Origin of the sequence: Candidatus Clostridium eludens, from assembly GCF_045310515.1 — a bacterium.
Taxonomy (GTDB): Bacteria; Bacillota; Clostridia; order Clostridiales; family Clostridiaceae; genus Clostridium_B; species Clostridium_B eludens.
In genome coordinates this window covers 1-15,275 of sequence record NZ_JBJHZX010000066.1, presented here as the reverse complement: position 1 = coordinate 15,275, position 15,275 = coordinate 1, and the positions used below count along the sequence as shown (strand labels likewise).

Here is a 15,275-nt window from a genome sequence, read left to right as displayed (position 1 = left end):
CCCCATATCTTACTTTCATTTTAATCTTTATTGGGAACTTTCTCAATTTATCTTGTACTATTTTTATTCTAGAACTACATCAAACTTCAATGACAAGGATTTTTAATGAAGTTATAAAAGAACAAGAAGATAAAATTGTGTATTTTCTTAGGCAAACTTATGTAACGCTTGATATAGCATTAAAAGGACTCCGCTTATATCTAGTTAGAAAAGCATCTTCTCAGAAAGACTTGAAGAAAATATTGGACTGTAGATTAAGACTAATAGAGACTGAGTATGAAGAAACTTTTAACTTGGTAAAAAGCTATTTCTATGGTGAAATTGAAAGAATAAAAAAGTCAACTAGTATAGATAAAAAAAGTGAACTAACAAGAGCGATAAATTCAATAGAATATATTTTAGATAATCTAGACAGGGAAGTTTTTGATTATAACAACGATGAGATAATTGAATTTGTGCTTGATTTGAATTTAAAATCGTCTCATGAACCCAAAGCCTGCACCTTTCTTAACTATATTAGAGAAAGAAAAAAGGAAGGGTGTAAATATAGCAAACAACTGGGAAAAAGTATATTTGCTCAACTTAAAGAAGAAAGTGGGAATCAGCAACCTAGAATATATACGGAAGAGCAGTGGTATGAGTATTATAAAATTCTTTGGAATATAGATAAACATATATTGCGGGCGTTTGAAGATGATCGGTATTCTCAGATATGGTTGTATTGTTTGTTGCATCTCTCTATTACGTGGCGAAGTAAGGATATAATTAACAAGATTCCTAATATCTCATTGGAAGTAATAGATGTCTATGATTTTCAGTGGTTCAAGAGTGAAAATGAATTTACACTGAGTATGGCATTGAAAGTTTTAGAGAGTGTCAGATTTTCCTTAGATGGTATAGTAGCGCATAAAAACAAAATGAATCTTCACTTTAATGTGCCTCTATCTTTAAAAATTACTACAGCTATAGTGCTGGTGATTAATGAAATTCATAGGAGAAAAAAGAACGAAGATTATATCTTTTATAGGTTGAAGAAAAAGCTTCCTGTAAGAGAGGATTATTCTATGTTTTTTCATAATAAGCCATCGCTTATTGGTTTTAGTAATCTTAAAGCATGTCGAACATTGATTACTCTTGGTTTTGTAAATGCTATTAAAACACATGGTATGGCTGGTGTAGCATATATGATGAATAAGTATGCACGCTCACATAAAGAAATTGTTGGGAAATGGACAAATACTACGGAAATATATCATCAACTTACGAATACCGATGGTAGCGCAACAGAGTTAGCGTTTCATGTTTTTGATAGAGGTAGTTTCGGATATTTATATGTAAGATTGATTGAACTATGTTACATGGAAGAACAATTGTCACTTCTTTCGCAAGAAGAAATGACGGGAATTGTTGTAGATATGCAAGATGAGATATCGCCTTCCATGATAGAGCAGATGTGCAGTGGTTTGATAAATCCTAATGAATTAAGAAATATGAAGCTAGAAGAAATAATAGCATCACAGATCGTTAATAAATCGAAAGCTGAAGAAATTAGCTTTTTATCTGAACAATTAAAGTTTATACTTATTAATAAATATAAAGAAATATCGAGGGAGTTGTTTAAGAGTGACGATAAGAAAGCACAAGAATTTATTGTAATAAAATGCGAAGCAATTGATAGTATTATTAAAGAATATGTATCTGAAGGCCAAAAGGGTAGAGATATAATTTTGGAAATTATAAATGGAAATAGAAATTGCTATACTCAGTATTCAAGCTGCATTTACGATGAGAATGAAGTGAAAGAAAAATGTCCATACTATCCTGTTAGTTCATGTGAAGGATGTCTGTGTAATATTCCAAAGATAAGTGCACTCTATGATATAAGTAATAAATTAAATATGCTTATGGATGATATGCTGGCTAATAATAGCTTAGGAGAAATCGAACTAGTAAGAGATACAGCTTTATTACATAACTATGTGAATGTTTTGATTGAGGCAAAGGCTCAATATGAAAACTTGGATGATAACATTTTAAGTTCTTTTATTAATATAGCAAATGTTAAGCAGAAAATAAATCTCCTTAGGAAAAGAGGTAAATTGATATACATTGAGCAATAGTCTGAATTGTGTATTATAATCGGAATGCTTATAGAGAATGAAAATAATATATTTAGGGAAAGTGAGGTAAGTAACTACTTATCGGTATAAAATGAATACTAAGGTAGTTACTGATTTAAATAATGAAAAGACAAGCAAATGCTATATTGGTTAATGAGGTAAAACGAGATGATAAAAATGGTAAGATTATAGTAACAAGGGAGGTGAAAAAATATGATGAATCTAGAATAGATGAATACCTGAAGAGTTTTATGTTGTATAAATCTGAAGGAATTATTGAAAATAGTGCTTTTAGTGATAGAGTATGGAAACTAAAGAATGAGTTTGATGGGTACTGCGATAGGAGTAATGTAGAATTTTCGTTTGACGTTGTCCGCAGAGTTAATATGATTTTGAAGTTTTTTTGCCTAGATTTACTGGCTAATAGGATATCTCCAGATAATATCTGTTTTCATATAAATAAAATAACACAAATGCTGTTGGTGAGTAATTTCTTCAATCCTTTGAATTATGAAGATTTTGAGGATTATTTCTATAGTTTATCAGATGATTCGCAGACTAAGCAAAAAAACAGTATTTTAAAGTATATAGCCTATAGTGGTGAAAAAATAAATGAAGAGTATATATTATTCATTGGTAAGATAAGTAATGCAGAGAAAAAATCTAGAATATTGCCGGATTATAGGAGTATATTATATTTTGATTATTTCATGAAAAAGTTTGCAAAGTTTAAATTAACCGAAGAAAAATTTAGATTCTATCCGCTAATATTGTGGTGGATGATAACAACATGCATACCAATGAGACCTATAGAGTTTACTAGAATAAAAAAGAAAGACTGTTATGAGGAGAACGGCAAGTATTACATTGAAATAACTAGAGCAAAACCTCATTCCTATTTGGACAAAGCTCTTGGATATAGAAAGAAACAAAAGCTAAGAATTAGTAAAGATGTGTATGAAATGATCCAAGAATATACTTCGCATAAAAAACATTCTGGGAATTATCTATTATCTGCCGAAATGCTAAATGCACTAAGTGATGGAGGGAATTATACTGATTATGAACTAATACCGAAGTTTCGTCTAAATTCACTTCTGAAACAATTTTATAAAGATATTATTCTTAGGAAATTTGATTATGATTCGGTTAATAAGGATGAAGTTGTAGATATAAAAAATCGCTATATAGAAAAGATATCAGGTAATATGATTGTTAGGCTACAGTTGGGAGATACAAGGCATTTAGCTATTATTAATCTTGTTTTATCAGGATACAATCCTCTTTCAATTAAAGAATTAAGTGGCCATGATGATATCAATTCTCACATGCACTACTATAATCACATTTAACAATTTATTGATTCAAAGACGATAGTTCTTTCCGATTTGATTAAAATAGAATTAAGTGAGTTGGAAGCAGGGTATAGACCACATAAGAAAAACATGAATAGAAGATTAGAAAAGTTTAAAGCTATGATTATGGCAGATGAGGAAGGCATATTGTACATAGATGGAGGATGGTGTCCTAGATATAAAAATATGTTACATTTATTTCCTAGACTTTGTTTATCAAGGTGCAGTTCTTGCAATTCTCATATCAAAGATAAAAAGAATATGGATATCGATTACCTTGATAAGGAATTTAAAGAAATACAAGCTGAAATAGAAACACAATTAGATATTATAAAATTCTATATACATGGTACTACGAAAAATAGAATTATGAACAAGGATAGCGAAATATTCAATGCGGAATCCAATAGATTACTAAAAACAGCTTCAAAAAAATTAGATACGTTAATTATGCAAAAAGCTAAAATTGAAGCATATAAGATGAAATTAATGGAGATACAATAATAAATTAGGGGGGGAGTAGCAATGAAAGACAAAGTTAAAAAAAACAAAGGTAGAAATGAAAACCCAGAAATTACGAATAATGACATGCTAGTATGGATTGAGCGATATTTAAGGGAATATTCTAATAAAGAAATTAAAATAAAGAAATTAGCTGAATTTTCTTCAATACCTAGACACTACTGGTATGACAGAAAACCAATAAGAGATAAGATTAAAGAAATAAATAATTTAAAATATGAAGAATACGACATTGCAGTAAGCAGTAAAAATAAATATCTTCTTGAACTTCCTGATGTTGAATCACTTGTAGAAAACAATTATAGAAGCAAGACTAGGTTAAAGCAGGTGATAGGCCGATATTTTGATGCTATCCAAGAGTTTTACATGTCAGCATGTGAAAAATTTGAGCTGGGCAAGGAATATAAGAGAGCACTAAAAAAAATACTAGTCCTTGAAGCAGAGTTAGAAAAAACACGCATGAATTATGAATACTATAAAGGACTTGCGGAAAGTTATGAGAAACAAATCAGAACCATAACCATCAGAAGTACCGAAACAACCTTTAGGGAAGAAAATAATATAAAACAAAATCTTATTAAACTTGATAAGACTAAACGAGTTACACTTACTACGGATAGCAAAGAGTTGGATGAATTGCTTAATAAGTTGTAAATATCAGATCTAAACAATCAAAGAAACCTATTAAGTTAATTATTAGCTTGTTGAACAATTAAGTTGTATGATTTATAACCTAGAATTTATGTGATACTATATGTATTGCACTGACTGCATTAAAAATAGCTACTTTTATTATATTAATAGAACGCGTTGTGCTAGTTGATTCATCCTATTGAATAATCTAACTTTACTAGTTTATACAAACCTTTTTTGATTTTTTATAAATTTTTATGGCTATAAATATATGTTATAAAATTACCCTAATTACAGTAAATAAACCAAAATTCAACTTAATTGTGTAATGTTTTCGGTTATTTATTTACTTTTGATTAACAGAAACAAACCGTTTATACAAAATGGTACTTTATGTTCTTTTAGTTTCTTTTAAAAATTCCAGAGATTTTTCAGCTAGTTTTTTTAGATTTTCTTGTATTTCACTATAATCTTTTTTTCTAACGTCTGATACTGCTTTGTCAAATTCTTTTGTAAAAATAAAGCTTTTCTCTTTAGACATTTACTCTTACCCCCTCAACTTGAGTGACACTTCATAGTTTTTCATGTAATGTAAAATAGGATAAACTATTTTAAAATAATAGAAAACTATAATTTATCATTCCTCAAAATTTTTCAATATTACAGTGTATTTTTAATATAATATATTGGTGTGGTAAGTTACAAGGTACATATTTTCAAGTTATGGAAAATATGTACCAATTTATTAATAAAAATTTCAAATTCTCATACAACTGAGTTCCTTTTTGCATATATTGGTATAGCATAGATATTCGAAGTAATTTAAAGAAATTTAAAGTTTCTTATTCTCGATTTTATTGAAGATTTAAGAACATTTAAAATACAGTTAATCGCCCTACAAGGTCAATTTTGGCCTAAAAGGATATTTGCACCTATAGAAAATTGTTCAAAATAAATGTATTGTCTAATATACAATAATACATCTAATACAAACACCTAAACCATGGATATACTTTACCCTTTGTGACAGCTTCTCTCATACTACCCCTAATTGTTATATTAAAAAAGATGTAAAATCTATTAAAAATAGTCTTAAAAAAGTAATTTGTAATTTTTTAAGCATTAGTATTGATTAATGGGATAATATTGGTTATAATCATATTAGTAAATAATTAAATGCTTAAATATTGCTTGTTGAAAATCACAAATGAGGTGTATACTTTACGAATATTAGGTTATGGGAGGAAATTATGAACCAAGAAGAGCTAAGTGTAAAAATATTTAAAGCATTAGGTCATCCAATTAGATATAAAATTGTAAAATTTTTATTTAATGGACCGAAATGTGTATGTAAATTAAATGAAGATGTAGAGTTTAGCCAAGCTAATTTATCTCAACATTTAAAGATACTTAAAGATGCTGGTATTCTCGCATCTGAAAAGATTGGAATGAATATTCATTATAGAATTAGCAATGATGAAATAAAGAAAGTTATAGAATGTGTTGATAGATGTGTAATAAAATATATAAATAATTTCAGCAAAACTAAATAATTATTTAAAATAAATATATCATATAGGAGGATGATTATGGAAATAAAAATTTTAGGATCATGTTGTTCAAATTGTAAAAAGCTTGAAGCAAATGCAAAGGAAGCTGTTAAAGAGCTTAATATAGAAGCTAAGATTACAAAAATTGAGGATATTAAAGAAATTATGAAATATGGAGTTATGAGAACACCAGCTATAGTAATAAATGAAAAAGTTAAAATGTTCGGTAAGGTTTGTAATGTCGATGAAATTAAAAAATACATTAATGATGAAAAATAAGGCAACCTATATTAAGAAAGGACTTAACCCTATATTAATAGGATTAAAGTCCCTTATTTCAGAATAATATATAAGTGTTTAATTATAAAGTTATGAATTGGAAGGATGGGGTAATATGTTTACACCTGTACAAATTTTTGCTAATTGGCTTATTTATAATGTTTTTGGAATTGCTAAAGAAAGTAAACTTGGAAGTTCTCTTAATTTCTTCGTATTCGATACTATAAAAATATTTATTCTATTGTTAATAATAATCTATGTAATCACTTTTATAAGGAGTTTCTTTCCTCCAGAAAAAACGAAAAAGATACTTGCAAAGAGTAAAGGAAGTACATTTATAGGACATATCCTTGCTGCCTTACTTGGTATTGTTACTCCATTTTGTTCATGTTCTGCAGTGCCACTTTTCATTGGTTTTGTTGAAGCAGGAGTACCCCTTGGAGTTACATTTTCTTTTTTGATAGCTGCACCAATGGTAAATGAAGTTGCATTAGGACTTCTTTATGGTTTGTTTGGAATAAAAATAGCTATAATTTATGTAGTTTCTGGTGAAATAATTGCAATAATAAGTGGTATTATAATTGGAAAATTAAAAATGGAAAAGCATGTAGAAGGATACGTTTATGAAATGCAAATGAATTCTGATTTAGAATTGCCTGATCCAACTGCAAAGGAAAGATTAATGGATTCTTGGAATTTTACGTGGGATTTAATAAAAAAAATATGGTTGTATGTAATAATCGGTATTGCTATAGGCGGTTTTATACATGGATGGATTCCTGCAGGAGCATTAGCAAAATATGCTGGAAAGAGTAATCCATTTGCAGTATTTGTAGCTGTACTAATTGGAGTTCCACTATACTCCAATGCTGCTGGGGTAATCCCATTAGTTAGCGAACTTACAAGAGCTGGAGTTGCAATGGGAACATCTCTTGCATTTATGATGGCTGTAACAGCACTTAGTTTACCAGAAGCGATTCTTTTAAGAAGAGTATTAAAACCTAAATTATTAGCAGTATTCTTTGGAATAGTAGCATTAGGAATAGTATTCATTGGTTATTTATTTAATTTTGTAATAGGGTAGTAAGTTTTACATTAGAGATATCTTATACTTAGCTCTAGTAACACAAAATAAAAAATATTAATTAAATAATTAGATTTAAATGAATTAAGAAGGGGTATAAATTATGGAACAAAAAATAATTGATAAAAGAAATCTCATTGTATTATTAGGACTTGCTGGATTCATTGTTATGGCTGACAACTGGGTAGTATCTCCCATACTTCCAACTATATCTCAAAACTTAAATATAGACATAGCAAAGGCAGGATTACTAATAACAGCATATATGATACCTTTTGGCGTTTTCCAAATTGTTTTTGGGCCTTTAGCTGATAGATATGGGAAAAAGCAAGTAATTACATTTTCGATGTTAGCATTTACAATTGCTACAGGTATATGTGCTTTAGGTTCAAGCTTAGCAAGTTTAGCTTTATTTCGTGCATTAACAGGAATCTTTGCGGCTTCGGTAATGCCTATATCATTGGCGTTGATAGGTGATGTTTTTCCAATGCAAAAGAGACAACAAGCAATTGGTACATTTATGGGATTATCATTTCTTGGACAAGGATTAAGTATGGCTGTAGGGGGAACGATTGCATTTTTATTAAATTGGAGAGGTGTATTTGTGGCATATGCTCTAATATCCCTTATTCCTGCAATTTTGTTAATTAAAAATTATAAACTGTTACCTTCGGAAAAGAATCCGAATAGTCAAATTATCAAACCTTATATAAAACTTATATCAAATACTACAAGTTTATTTACTTATTTAATTGTAATTTTTGAAGGAATATTTATAGTTGGGAGCTTTTCATACATTGGCTCTTTTATTGCTAAGACATACCATTATAATAATCTTTATATTGGCTTTATAATGACTGGATTTGGAATTATGTCAGTAATCGGTGGAAAAATGAGTGGAAAAATCACAAGAAAGATTGGTCAACGCAAAATTCTAAGTATAGGACTCATTTCTGCCTCGCTTGCCGACATTGTAATATATTTTTGGGGAACTAATATATTCATGTTAGTATTAGCAGTTGCATTACTTGGAGTTGGTTTTATTTTCACACATTCAACACTTTTAACAAGAGCTACTGCATTTGCTGAAAAAGCAAGAGGTTCTGCTATGTCATTAGTTGCGTTTTGTTTTATGGGTGGTGGTGGATTTGGAACTGCAATAGGAGGAAGAATAATAATTCTCTACGGAATAAATACACTATTTATTATTTATGGTTCTTTGCTTATATTGACCTTGCTAGTAAGTTATGCGTTAATGAAGGATATTTAAAGTAATTCTAAGGTTTTTAGTTATTAAATTTAACGTAAATTATTACTAAGAATTCTTAAAAGAATTATAATGATTTTTTAAAAGAGAGGAGTTAGGCTTCATTGAGCAATATAATTTTATATGGAATTACTTTATTTCTATTGGTAATATCCTTTTTTAAGGATAAGCCAAAAACAAAGATGGCTTTAAAAAAAGCGTGGAAATCCTTTGAAAATATCTTACCACAATTTTTAGGTGTTATTATATTGGTCGGAATACTTCTTTCCATTTTAGACGCCCAATTCATATCTAAAATAATAGGTGAAGAATCTGGCTGGTTTGGTGTTATAGTATCAGCAGTTATTGGATCAATAACATTAATTCCTGGTTTTGTGGCCTTTCCAACTGCACAAATGTTAGTTGAAAATGGTGCAGGGTACATGCAAATAGGGGCATTTGTATCAACTCTAATGATGGTAGGAGTAATTACTATGCCTGTGGAGATGAAATATTTTGGCAGAAAACTTACTATATGGAGAAATGTACTTGCATTTATATTTTCACTCTTCGTAGCATTTATCATTGGAAAGGTGGTTGGTGGTGTATGAAGGCTCTTTTAAAGAGATACAGGTTTTTTATTGTAACTATTATAATAATGTTAGCACTAATTCTAATAAATAAGAGTGTTGGTATAAAGGCTATAGGTATTATAGGGTTTAGTTTTAAGGAAATGTTTCTTGTAATTCCTCCTATATTTATACTATTAGGGCTTTTAGATGTGTGGGTCCCAAGGGAAACTATGATAAGATTTATGGGAGATGATTCCGGAATAAAAGGCATTATATTATCTTTTATCTTAGGTTCTGCGGCTGCAGGGCCATTGTATGGAGCGTTTCCTATAGCAGCCGTTTTTATGAAAAAGGGTGTTAAATTTTCCAATATACTTATATTTATTGGTGCATGGTCTACCACCAAAATACCTATGTTTTTATTTGAAATGTCTGCCCTAGGTTCAAAATTTGCTATCACACGATTATTAGTGGATATCCCAGGAATTATAATCATTGCATATAGTCTATCTCGAATTATATCGAAGCATGAGGTAGAGAAGATTTATAAACTAAATGAATTAATGTGAGATAATAACATAATAAATATTTCTATATAAGTTTCTATATTTTTAAATATTAATGAAGATTATTTTGCTTTCTTCCATATAAAGAAAGTTTTATAATAAATATTATTTTAGGAGGTTGGGGATATGTCAAAAACGTGGTATCCTGTTATTGATTATGAAATTTGTAAAGAATGCGGGGCTTGTTTTAACAAGTGTAAACATGGAGTATATAAAAAAGAGGAAAATAGACCAATAATAATTTTTCCAGATGGCTGTATAGAGGGTTGTAGAGGATGTCAAAGTTTATGTCCTTCAGGAGCTATACAGTATGTTGGTGATACTAAGCAAGAGGGTAATTGTGGATGCTGTAATTAATAGTGATAGTACCAGCACCTCATCTATTATTATAATATTCTTGTTTTGCTTATTAACTAGAGTAAAAAATGCTCTAGTTTTATTTTTTAGTATCTATCTAATTAGATACTAAATTTCTTTTGACCAATTTTGATTTTAGGGTAAATTTTACCCTGATAAGTGATTTTTTATTTTGGCTATGTTTTAAAACCGTGTTGAAAATTAATATCTATTAGGAAAATAGGTTATAATATAGATGTAATAAGTTTTAGGAGGTTGCATTATGCCAAGTGTGAAGTCTATATTAGAAGATATTGAAAAGTCGCCATTATATCAAAAAGAACAAATACTTTCACCTTTAGAAGAAATTCTTATCTTAGGTTCACAAATAAGCCAAGTAGAACAAGGAGTTAAGGAATTTAGATTTTCTAAGGGAAAAGTATGTCCTTTTTGTGGTTCTGAAACTATATCACGAAATGGTAAGTATAATGACAAACAAAGATATATTTGCAAGTCTTGTAAGAAAACTTTTACTGACTTCACTAATTCTGCGACCTATAAAAGTAAAAAACATTAGATAAATGGCTTAAGTATGCTAAGTGCATGGTTAATGGCTACTCTATTAGGAAAAGTGCTGAAATTGTAGAAATTAATATAGCAACAAGTTTCTTTTGGAGGCATAAATTCTTGATTGTATAAGTACATTTTTAGGTAAAGGACATGTTGATGGGGTTGTTGAAGCAGATGAAGTATTCTTTGCAGAAAGTTTTAAAGGTACAAAACCTTCTAAAATGCCAAGAAAGTCTCGTAAAAGAGGTAAGCAAGTTAAGAAAAGGGGATATCAAACGAACAAGTTTGCGTTGCTACTGCTATTGATAGACAAGGGAATTTAATTATGGAATTAGCATGTAAGGATAGAATTACATCAATGAATTAGAAAAATTATATAATGGACATATATCAAATGGCTCAATATTTTGCACTGATAGTCATAAAAATTATATGCAATTTGCAAATGACTTATCATTAGAACACAAACGTATAAAAAGAGGTAAACATAAAGAAGGCATATATCATATTTAACATATTAATGCTCTACATAGCAATTTAAAGAAATGGGTGGGGAGGTTTAATGGTGTTGCAACAAAATCATAAGTAACTATATTAAGTGGTTCAAATGGCTTCAAGTATTTGATACAGAAAGAGAAATGGTAAAGGCTAAAAACTTTATTATCCAAAGTAATGTAACGCATTCCTATATAAGAGTAAAAGACTTGAAAAATAGAGAACCATTATATGTATAATATGTGTTATATTTTATAAAGTGCGTTATAATAAGTATTATATAAAACTATAATCTAATGAATAGTAGTAAATTTTATGGAGTAACTATTATATGAAATCATGGAGGTAATAAACAAAGTGAATAAGAAAAATCATATGTCATATTTTGGAGTTGGACCTATTTATGTTATTTTGACATTTATATTAACAGTTATTGCAGTATATATAGGAAAGTTGAAATGTTTTTCGATTGGAATAATACAAATAATGAAAATTCCATTACTTCTTACAGGAATTGTATTAATTATTTTAGCAATTATTTTATGGGTACAAGCAGTTATTATATCTAAAATTGATAAAAACATTGCAGAAAATAAATTAGTAACCACAGGTGTTTATGCATGGGTGCGTAATCCTATATATTCAGCATTTACAATTATATTTACTGGAATACTATATGTATGCAAAATAATTTATTCCTTTTAGTATTTCCTATAATTTATTGGCTGTTTTTAAGTATAATTGTTAGAAAAGAAGAAATAGTATTAGAAAAGGCATTTGGACAAGAATATTTGACATATAAGTCACGAGTGAACCGTTGTATACCTTGGTTTCCTAAATGATTTTTACACCAATATAATAGAAATATGCGTAATCTTCTTATATTGAGCAGTATGGGTGGAATTTTCCACATATAATTTTTTAGGCTATTTTTCAACACTATATTAAAACATAGCCTTTAAATTAAATCCATCAGATTTAAAATCCTTAAACATTTCTTCTATATTAAGTCTTTTTTTATTCTCTAATTGCAAAGGACTATTTAATGATAAAAAGGGGTATTGCTAACTACTTTAAGGTAGTTTTGCGACACTCCCTTAGTTATTTGGAATGAAATTAAGGTGTTATTGTGAAACACTATTTATAGTATAGTTTTTTAGTACTATTTGTGTTACTGTTTTTACAGTAATTACAGTATATTACAATCATTGAAATCGTTATTGATGAGATACTTCTTTAGATTTCACCACACTCGGATATTGTGTATAACTGAGAAAGTATGTATAAAACCTTGATATATAAGGAGGTATACATGTTTTTTTATATTTCAAAGTATAAAATTGAGATTTTTAATTACGCATAGATGGGATAATCCTAGGGTACCTACGACCAACCGCAAACTCGGTTACTTATTTTGGTAGTTACTCAATATTCAACCGAGCGTAGGTGTTTTTGACCATTCCTCCGTATTAGAGACAATACGACCAAGTATGTCATGGACTAAAAAGTAAATTCCGTAGCTTGGAAATTTGTATTAGATATCCTATTAAATTTAGACATTGGAATCTTATTGTCTAAATACAATAAGATATCTAGTACACATTTCCAGAATAAGTAGTTGAATTTGCGGTTGGTTGTAGCTATATTAGGATTACTCCTATGAAAGTGCAAATATGTCACAGTAAATCTATCCTGTTATTTTTCAAGAATTAATTTAATAGATATCAGAATCATTAAAATTCCAAACAATTTTCTTAACATACCTACTGGCATAATATGAGATATTTTAGCTCCAAAAACTGAACCTATAACTAAAAATACACATATTAATATTCCTGCCTGAAGACTAACCTGCCCCCTTTTATAGTAATCCATAAATGCAAGGATTCCTACTGGTGGTAATAAGATAGCAAGTGATGTACCTTGAGCTTTTAACTGACTAAATCCACATAAATAAATCAATGCAGGTACTATTATAACTCCACCACCTATACCAAATAACCCACTTAGAATACCTGCTATAACACCTATAATAATAAATAAAATAGTACTAGTCACTATTTTTACCTCCTTATTCTTTAAAATAATGTTCTAATGATGCTGGGTAAAATCTTTACTTAATTCAATTTTTTTATATTCGTAACCTCCTAATGTACATCCATAAGATATATTGAGATTATATAAATATATCTTATTTTAATTAACGACAGTTACAGGAGAAAGGATAGTGTACTCTTTAACTTACTGCGTAAATTTTAGGTTTAATTTGCCTTAACATATCGTTTTAACAATTTGTAGGAAATACAAATTGAAGCTAATACTGCAAGTGATACGTAGAAGCCTATTCTAAAATCGCTTACCCGTAAACTTATAACGAGTAAAACAAGAATAACTATTATTGTAATAATTGTTCCTAAACGCCCTTTAATCAGAGGAGAATTATATATTTCCTTTTCACTTCGCTTCTTTAACCATATAATGTAGGTTATTAAGTTGATAATCCAATTAAAAAAAGAAAAATATGAAGATGATGATATTAAATAGTTAAAAAGTTTTGTACCCAAAACAAAAGATATAAGTACAACTAATAATGGAAGCAAGCCTGTTGCAATCCATGCATTTCTATAAAACCCTCTTTGAGTAGTGTTTTTGAATATTTTAGGAGATTCACTTGCGCTTGATAAAGATACAAGTATTTGCACACAACTATAATAAGTTCCACTCATCACAGACAACGTTGCTATAAGAATAACTGCATTTGTCAAAGTTGATGCCCATTTATAGCCCATTTTATTAAAGCTCTGGACAAATGGAGATATATTAGTATTCATTAAATTCCATTTAACTGTAGAAACAATAATAAACATGGAAATTACATATAAAATTATAACGCCTAGTGTCATTATAACAGTTGCTTTAGGTATTTCAACACATGGCCGATTTACTTCAGCAGCTGCCATAGCAACTGCACTAATCCCTGCATATGTAAATATAACAATTAGCATAGACTGAAGAAACCCTGATATATTATTAGGAAAAAATGAATTATAACTAGCAAAGGGAGATGGAGTTATTGTTATCCCGTTTTTAATGATAAAAATGCCTCCAAGAACAATGAAAATAATTAAAATAGCAATTTTTACAATGGCCATAACAGATTCAATATATCCAAAATATTTAGTTCCAAGCCCATTTATACCTACTGTTATAATTAATGTACTTAAAGCAAAAATAGTGGATGAAATATTAGGCATCCAATATTTTAAAAATACTCCTGAAGCAATAGCCTCCGAGCTTAATGTTAGAATTCCTGAAGTAAAAACTACCCAACCTAATACAAATCCTATAAATTTACCTAAAAACTGTTCCGTATATACACGAAAGGATCCTTGGACAGGCCTATTTATACTTATACTTGTCATAGCCCCAAGCACCTGTGACATAATTATGCCCCCAAGTAAAAAAGCTATTATGATTGAAGGTCCTGCTTGGGTTACTGCTAAACTTGAACCTAAAAAAAATCCTGCTCCAATCATTCCACCTATTCCTATACCTGCCAGACTATATGCATTTAATCCGTTTCTTGGTGCACCATTATTAATGTTTATATAATCCTTTTTCTTCAAATCCATCACCTCTATATGCAATCTACATTTATTATTCCATTTTTCATATATATCAAACATAAGTATATTAATATTTTTACATATTATTTGTTGGCATTTGACAACAATAATAAATGGTGATATTATAAAGATGGCAAATGCCAATATGCGTATGGGAGATGATTTAATGTCAGAATGTAATTCATGTCCATCAAATGATGGATGCAGCAAAGATAAAGAAAGTTGTATGGTTAAAAACAATCCTTATAATAAGGTGAAAAAAATTATTGGCGTTATGAGTGGCAAAGGTGGAGTAGGAAAATCATCAATTTCTGTCCTTAT

Annotated in this window: 14 protein-coding genes and 3 pseudogenes; 14 read left to right on the top strand and 3 right to left on the bottom strand. The window is 29.2% G+C overall.

What is annotated here, in order from left to right; genetic code table 11:
- From ACJDU8_RS23700 to ACJDU8_RS23685, 4 genes and pseudogenes are all read left to right on the top strand, one after another.
- Window positions 1-2,120, top strand: a pseudogene (locus ACJDU8_RS23700) (hypothetical protein); the annotation flags it as partial.
- Window positions 2,121-2,242: 122 nt separating this feature from the next.
- Window positions 2,243-3,472: a site-specific integrase gene (locus ACJDU8_RS23695; RefSeq protein ID WP_406794647.1), complete on the top strand. Its 1,230-nt coding sequence runs from the start codon at window positions 2,243-2,245 to the stop codon at window positions 3,470-3,472.
- Between the two features lie 36 nt (window positions 3,473-3,508).
- The gene (locus tag ACJDU8_RS23690) at window positions 3,509-3,979 is read left to right on the top strand and encodes a hypothetical protein (RefSeq protein ID WP_406794646.1); all 471 of its coding nucleotides are present in this window, start codon (window positions 3,509-3,511) and stop codon (window positions 3,977-3,979) included.
- 21 nt (window positions 3,980-4,000) lie between these two features.
- Complete coding sequence (locus ACJDU8_RS23685; protein WP_406794645.1) at window positions 4,001-4,651, top strand: hypothetical protein; 651 nt, start codon at window positions 4,001-4,003, stop codon at window positions 4,649-4,651.
- Window positions 4,652-5,021: 370 nt separating this feature from the next.
- On the opposite strand, the gene ACJDU8_RS23680 is transcribed toward ACJDU8_RS23685, so the two are convergent.
- Window positions 5,022-5,171, bottom strand: a complete 150-nt coding sequence (locus ACJDU8_RS23680; RefSeq protein WP_406794644.1) for a hypothetical protein — start codon at window positions 5,169-5,171, stop codon at window positions 5,022-5,024.
- A gap of 709 nt (window positions 5,172-5,880) precedes the next feature.
- Between ACJDU8_RS23680 and ACJDU8_RS23675 the strand changes: the two genes are divergently transcribed.
- From ACJDU8_RS23675 to ACJDU8_RS23635, 9 genes and pseudogenes are all read left to right on the top strand, one after another.
- The gene (locus ACJDU8_RS23675) at window positions 5,881-6,183 is read left to right on the top strand and encodes an ArsR/SmtB family transcription factor (RefSeq protein WP_406794643.1); all 303 of its coding nucleotides are present in this window, start codon (window positions 5,881-5,883) and stop codon (window positions 6,181-6,183) included.
- Window positions 6,184-6,219: 36 nt separating this feature from the next.
- On the top strand, window positions 6,220-6,459 hold the full coding sequence (locus tag ACJDU8_RS23670) for a thioredoxin family protein (RefSeq protein WP_406794642.1): 240 nt from the start codon (window positions 6,220-6,222) through the stop codon (window positions 6,457-6,459).
- A 115-nt stretch (window positions 6,460-6,574) separates the two neighbouring features.
- Window positions 6,575-7,543, top strand: coding sequence for a permease (locus ACJDU8_RS23665; RefSeq protein ID WP_406794641.1), 969 nt, complete (start codon window positions 6,575-6,577; stop codon window positions 7,541-7,543).
- A gap of 103 nt (window positions 7,544-7,646) precedes the next feature.
- Window positions 7,647-8,813, top strand: a complete 1,167-nt coding sequence (locus ACJDU8_RS23660; protein WP_406794640.1) for an MFS transporter — start codon at window positions 7,647-7,649, stop codon at window positions 8,811-8,813.
- 101 nt (window positions 8,814-8,914) lie between these two features.
- Window positions 8,915-9,400 carry a permease gene (locus ACJDU8_RS23655; protein ID WP_406794639.1) on the top strand — a complete coding sequence of 162 codons (486 nt, stop codon included), beginning with the start codon at window positions 8,915-8,917 and terminating at the stop codon, window positions 9,398-9,400.
- Window positions 9,401-9,447: 47 nt separating this feature from the next.
- Window positions 9,448-9,930, top strand: a complete 483-nt coding sequence (locus ACJDU8_RS23650; protein WP_406794648.1) for a permease — start codon at window positions 9,448-9,450, stop codon at window positions 9,928-9,930.
- Between the two features lie 123 nt (window positions 9,931-10,053).
- On the top strand, window positions 10,054-10,284 hold the full coding sequence (locus ACJDU8_RS23645; RefSeq protein ID WP_406794638.1) for an ATP-binding protein: 231 nt from the start codon (window positions 10,054-10,056) through the stop codon (window positions 10,282-10,284).
- A 262-nt stretch (window positions 10,285-10,546) separates the two neighbouring features.
- A pseudogene (locus ACJDU8_RS23640) lies at window positions 10,547-11,567 on the top strand (IS1595 family transposase).
- Window positions 11,568-11,685: 118 nt separating this feature from the next.
- A complete protein-coding gene (locus ACJDU8_RS23635; protein WP_406794637.1) occupies window positions 11,686-12,033 on the top strand; it encodes a hypothetical protein in 348 nt (115 codons plus the stop codon).
- Between the two features lie 990 nt (window positions 12,034-13,023).
- On the opposite strand, the gene ACJDU8_RS23630 is transcribed toward ACJDU8_RS23635, so the two are convergent.
- Entirely contained in the window at window positions 13,024-13,386 is a 363-nt protein-coding gene (locus ACJDU8_RS23630) for a sulfite exporter TauE/SafE family protein (RefSeq protein WP_406794636.1), read from the bottom strand.
- 203 nt (window positions 13,387-13,589) lie between these two features.
- Window positions 13,590-14,954, bottom strand: a complete 1,365-nt coding sequence (locus tag ACJDU8_RS23625) for an amino acid permease (protein ID WP_406794635.1) — start codon at window positions 14,952-14,954, stop codon at window positions 13,590-13,592.
- Between the two features lie 166 nt (window positions 14,955-15,120).
- Here ACJDU8_RS23625 and ACJDU8_RS23620 point away from each other — a divergent pair.
- Window positions 15,121-15,275, top strand: a pseudogene (locus ACJDU8_RS23620) (Mrp/NBP35 family ATP-binding protein); the annotation flags it as partial.

Excerpts from the sequence above, each read along its gene's own strand:
- ACJDU8_RS23695 (WP_406794647.1), top strand. The coding sequence starts at position 2,243 with ATGAAAAGACAAGCAAATGCTATATTGGTTAATGAGGTAAAACGAGAT.
- ACJDU8_RS23685 (WP_406794645.1), top strand. The coding sequence starts at position 4,001 with ATGAAAGACAAAGTTAAAAAAAACAAAGGTAGAAATGAAAACCCAGAA.
- ACJDU8_RS23680 (WP_406794644.1), bottom strand. The coding sequence starts at position 5,171 with ATGTCTAAAGAGAAAAGCTTTATTTTTACAAAAGAATTTGACAAAGCA.
- ACJDU8_RS23675 (WP_406794643.1), top strand. The coding sequence starts at position 5,881 with ATGAACCAAGAAGAGCTAAGTGTAAAAATATTTAAAGCATTAGGTCAT.
- ACJDU8_RS23670 (WP_406794642.1), top strand. The coding sequence starts at position 6,220 with ATGGAAATAAAAATTTTAGGATCATGTTGTTCAAATTGTAAAAAGCTT.
- ACJDU8_RS23665 (WP_406794641.1), top strand. The coding sequence starts at position 6,575 with ATGTTTACACCTGTACAAATTTTTGCTAATTGGCTTATTTATAATGTT.
- ACJDU8_RS23660 (WP_406794640.1), top strand. The coding sequence starts at position 7,647 with ATGGAACAAAAAATAATTGATAAAAGAAATCTCATTGTATTATTAGGA.
- ACJDU8_RS23650 (WP_406794648.1), top strand. The coding sequence starts at position 9,448 with ATGTTAGCACTAATTCTAATAAATAAGAGTGTTGGTATAAAGGCTATA.
- ACJDU8_RS23645 (WP_406794638.1), top strand. The coding sequence starts at position 10,054 with ATGTCAAAAACGTGGTATCCTGTTATTGATTATGAAATTTGTAAAGAA.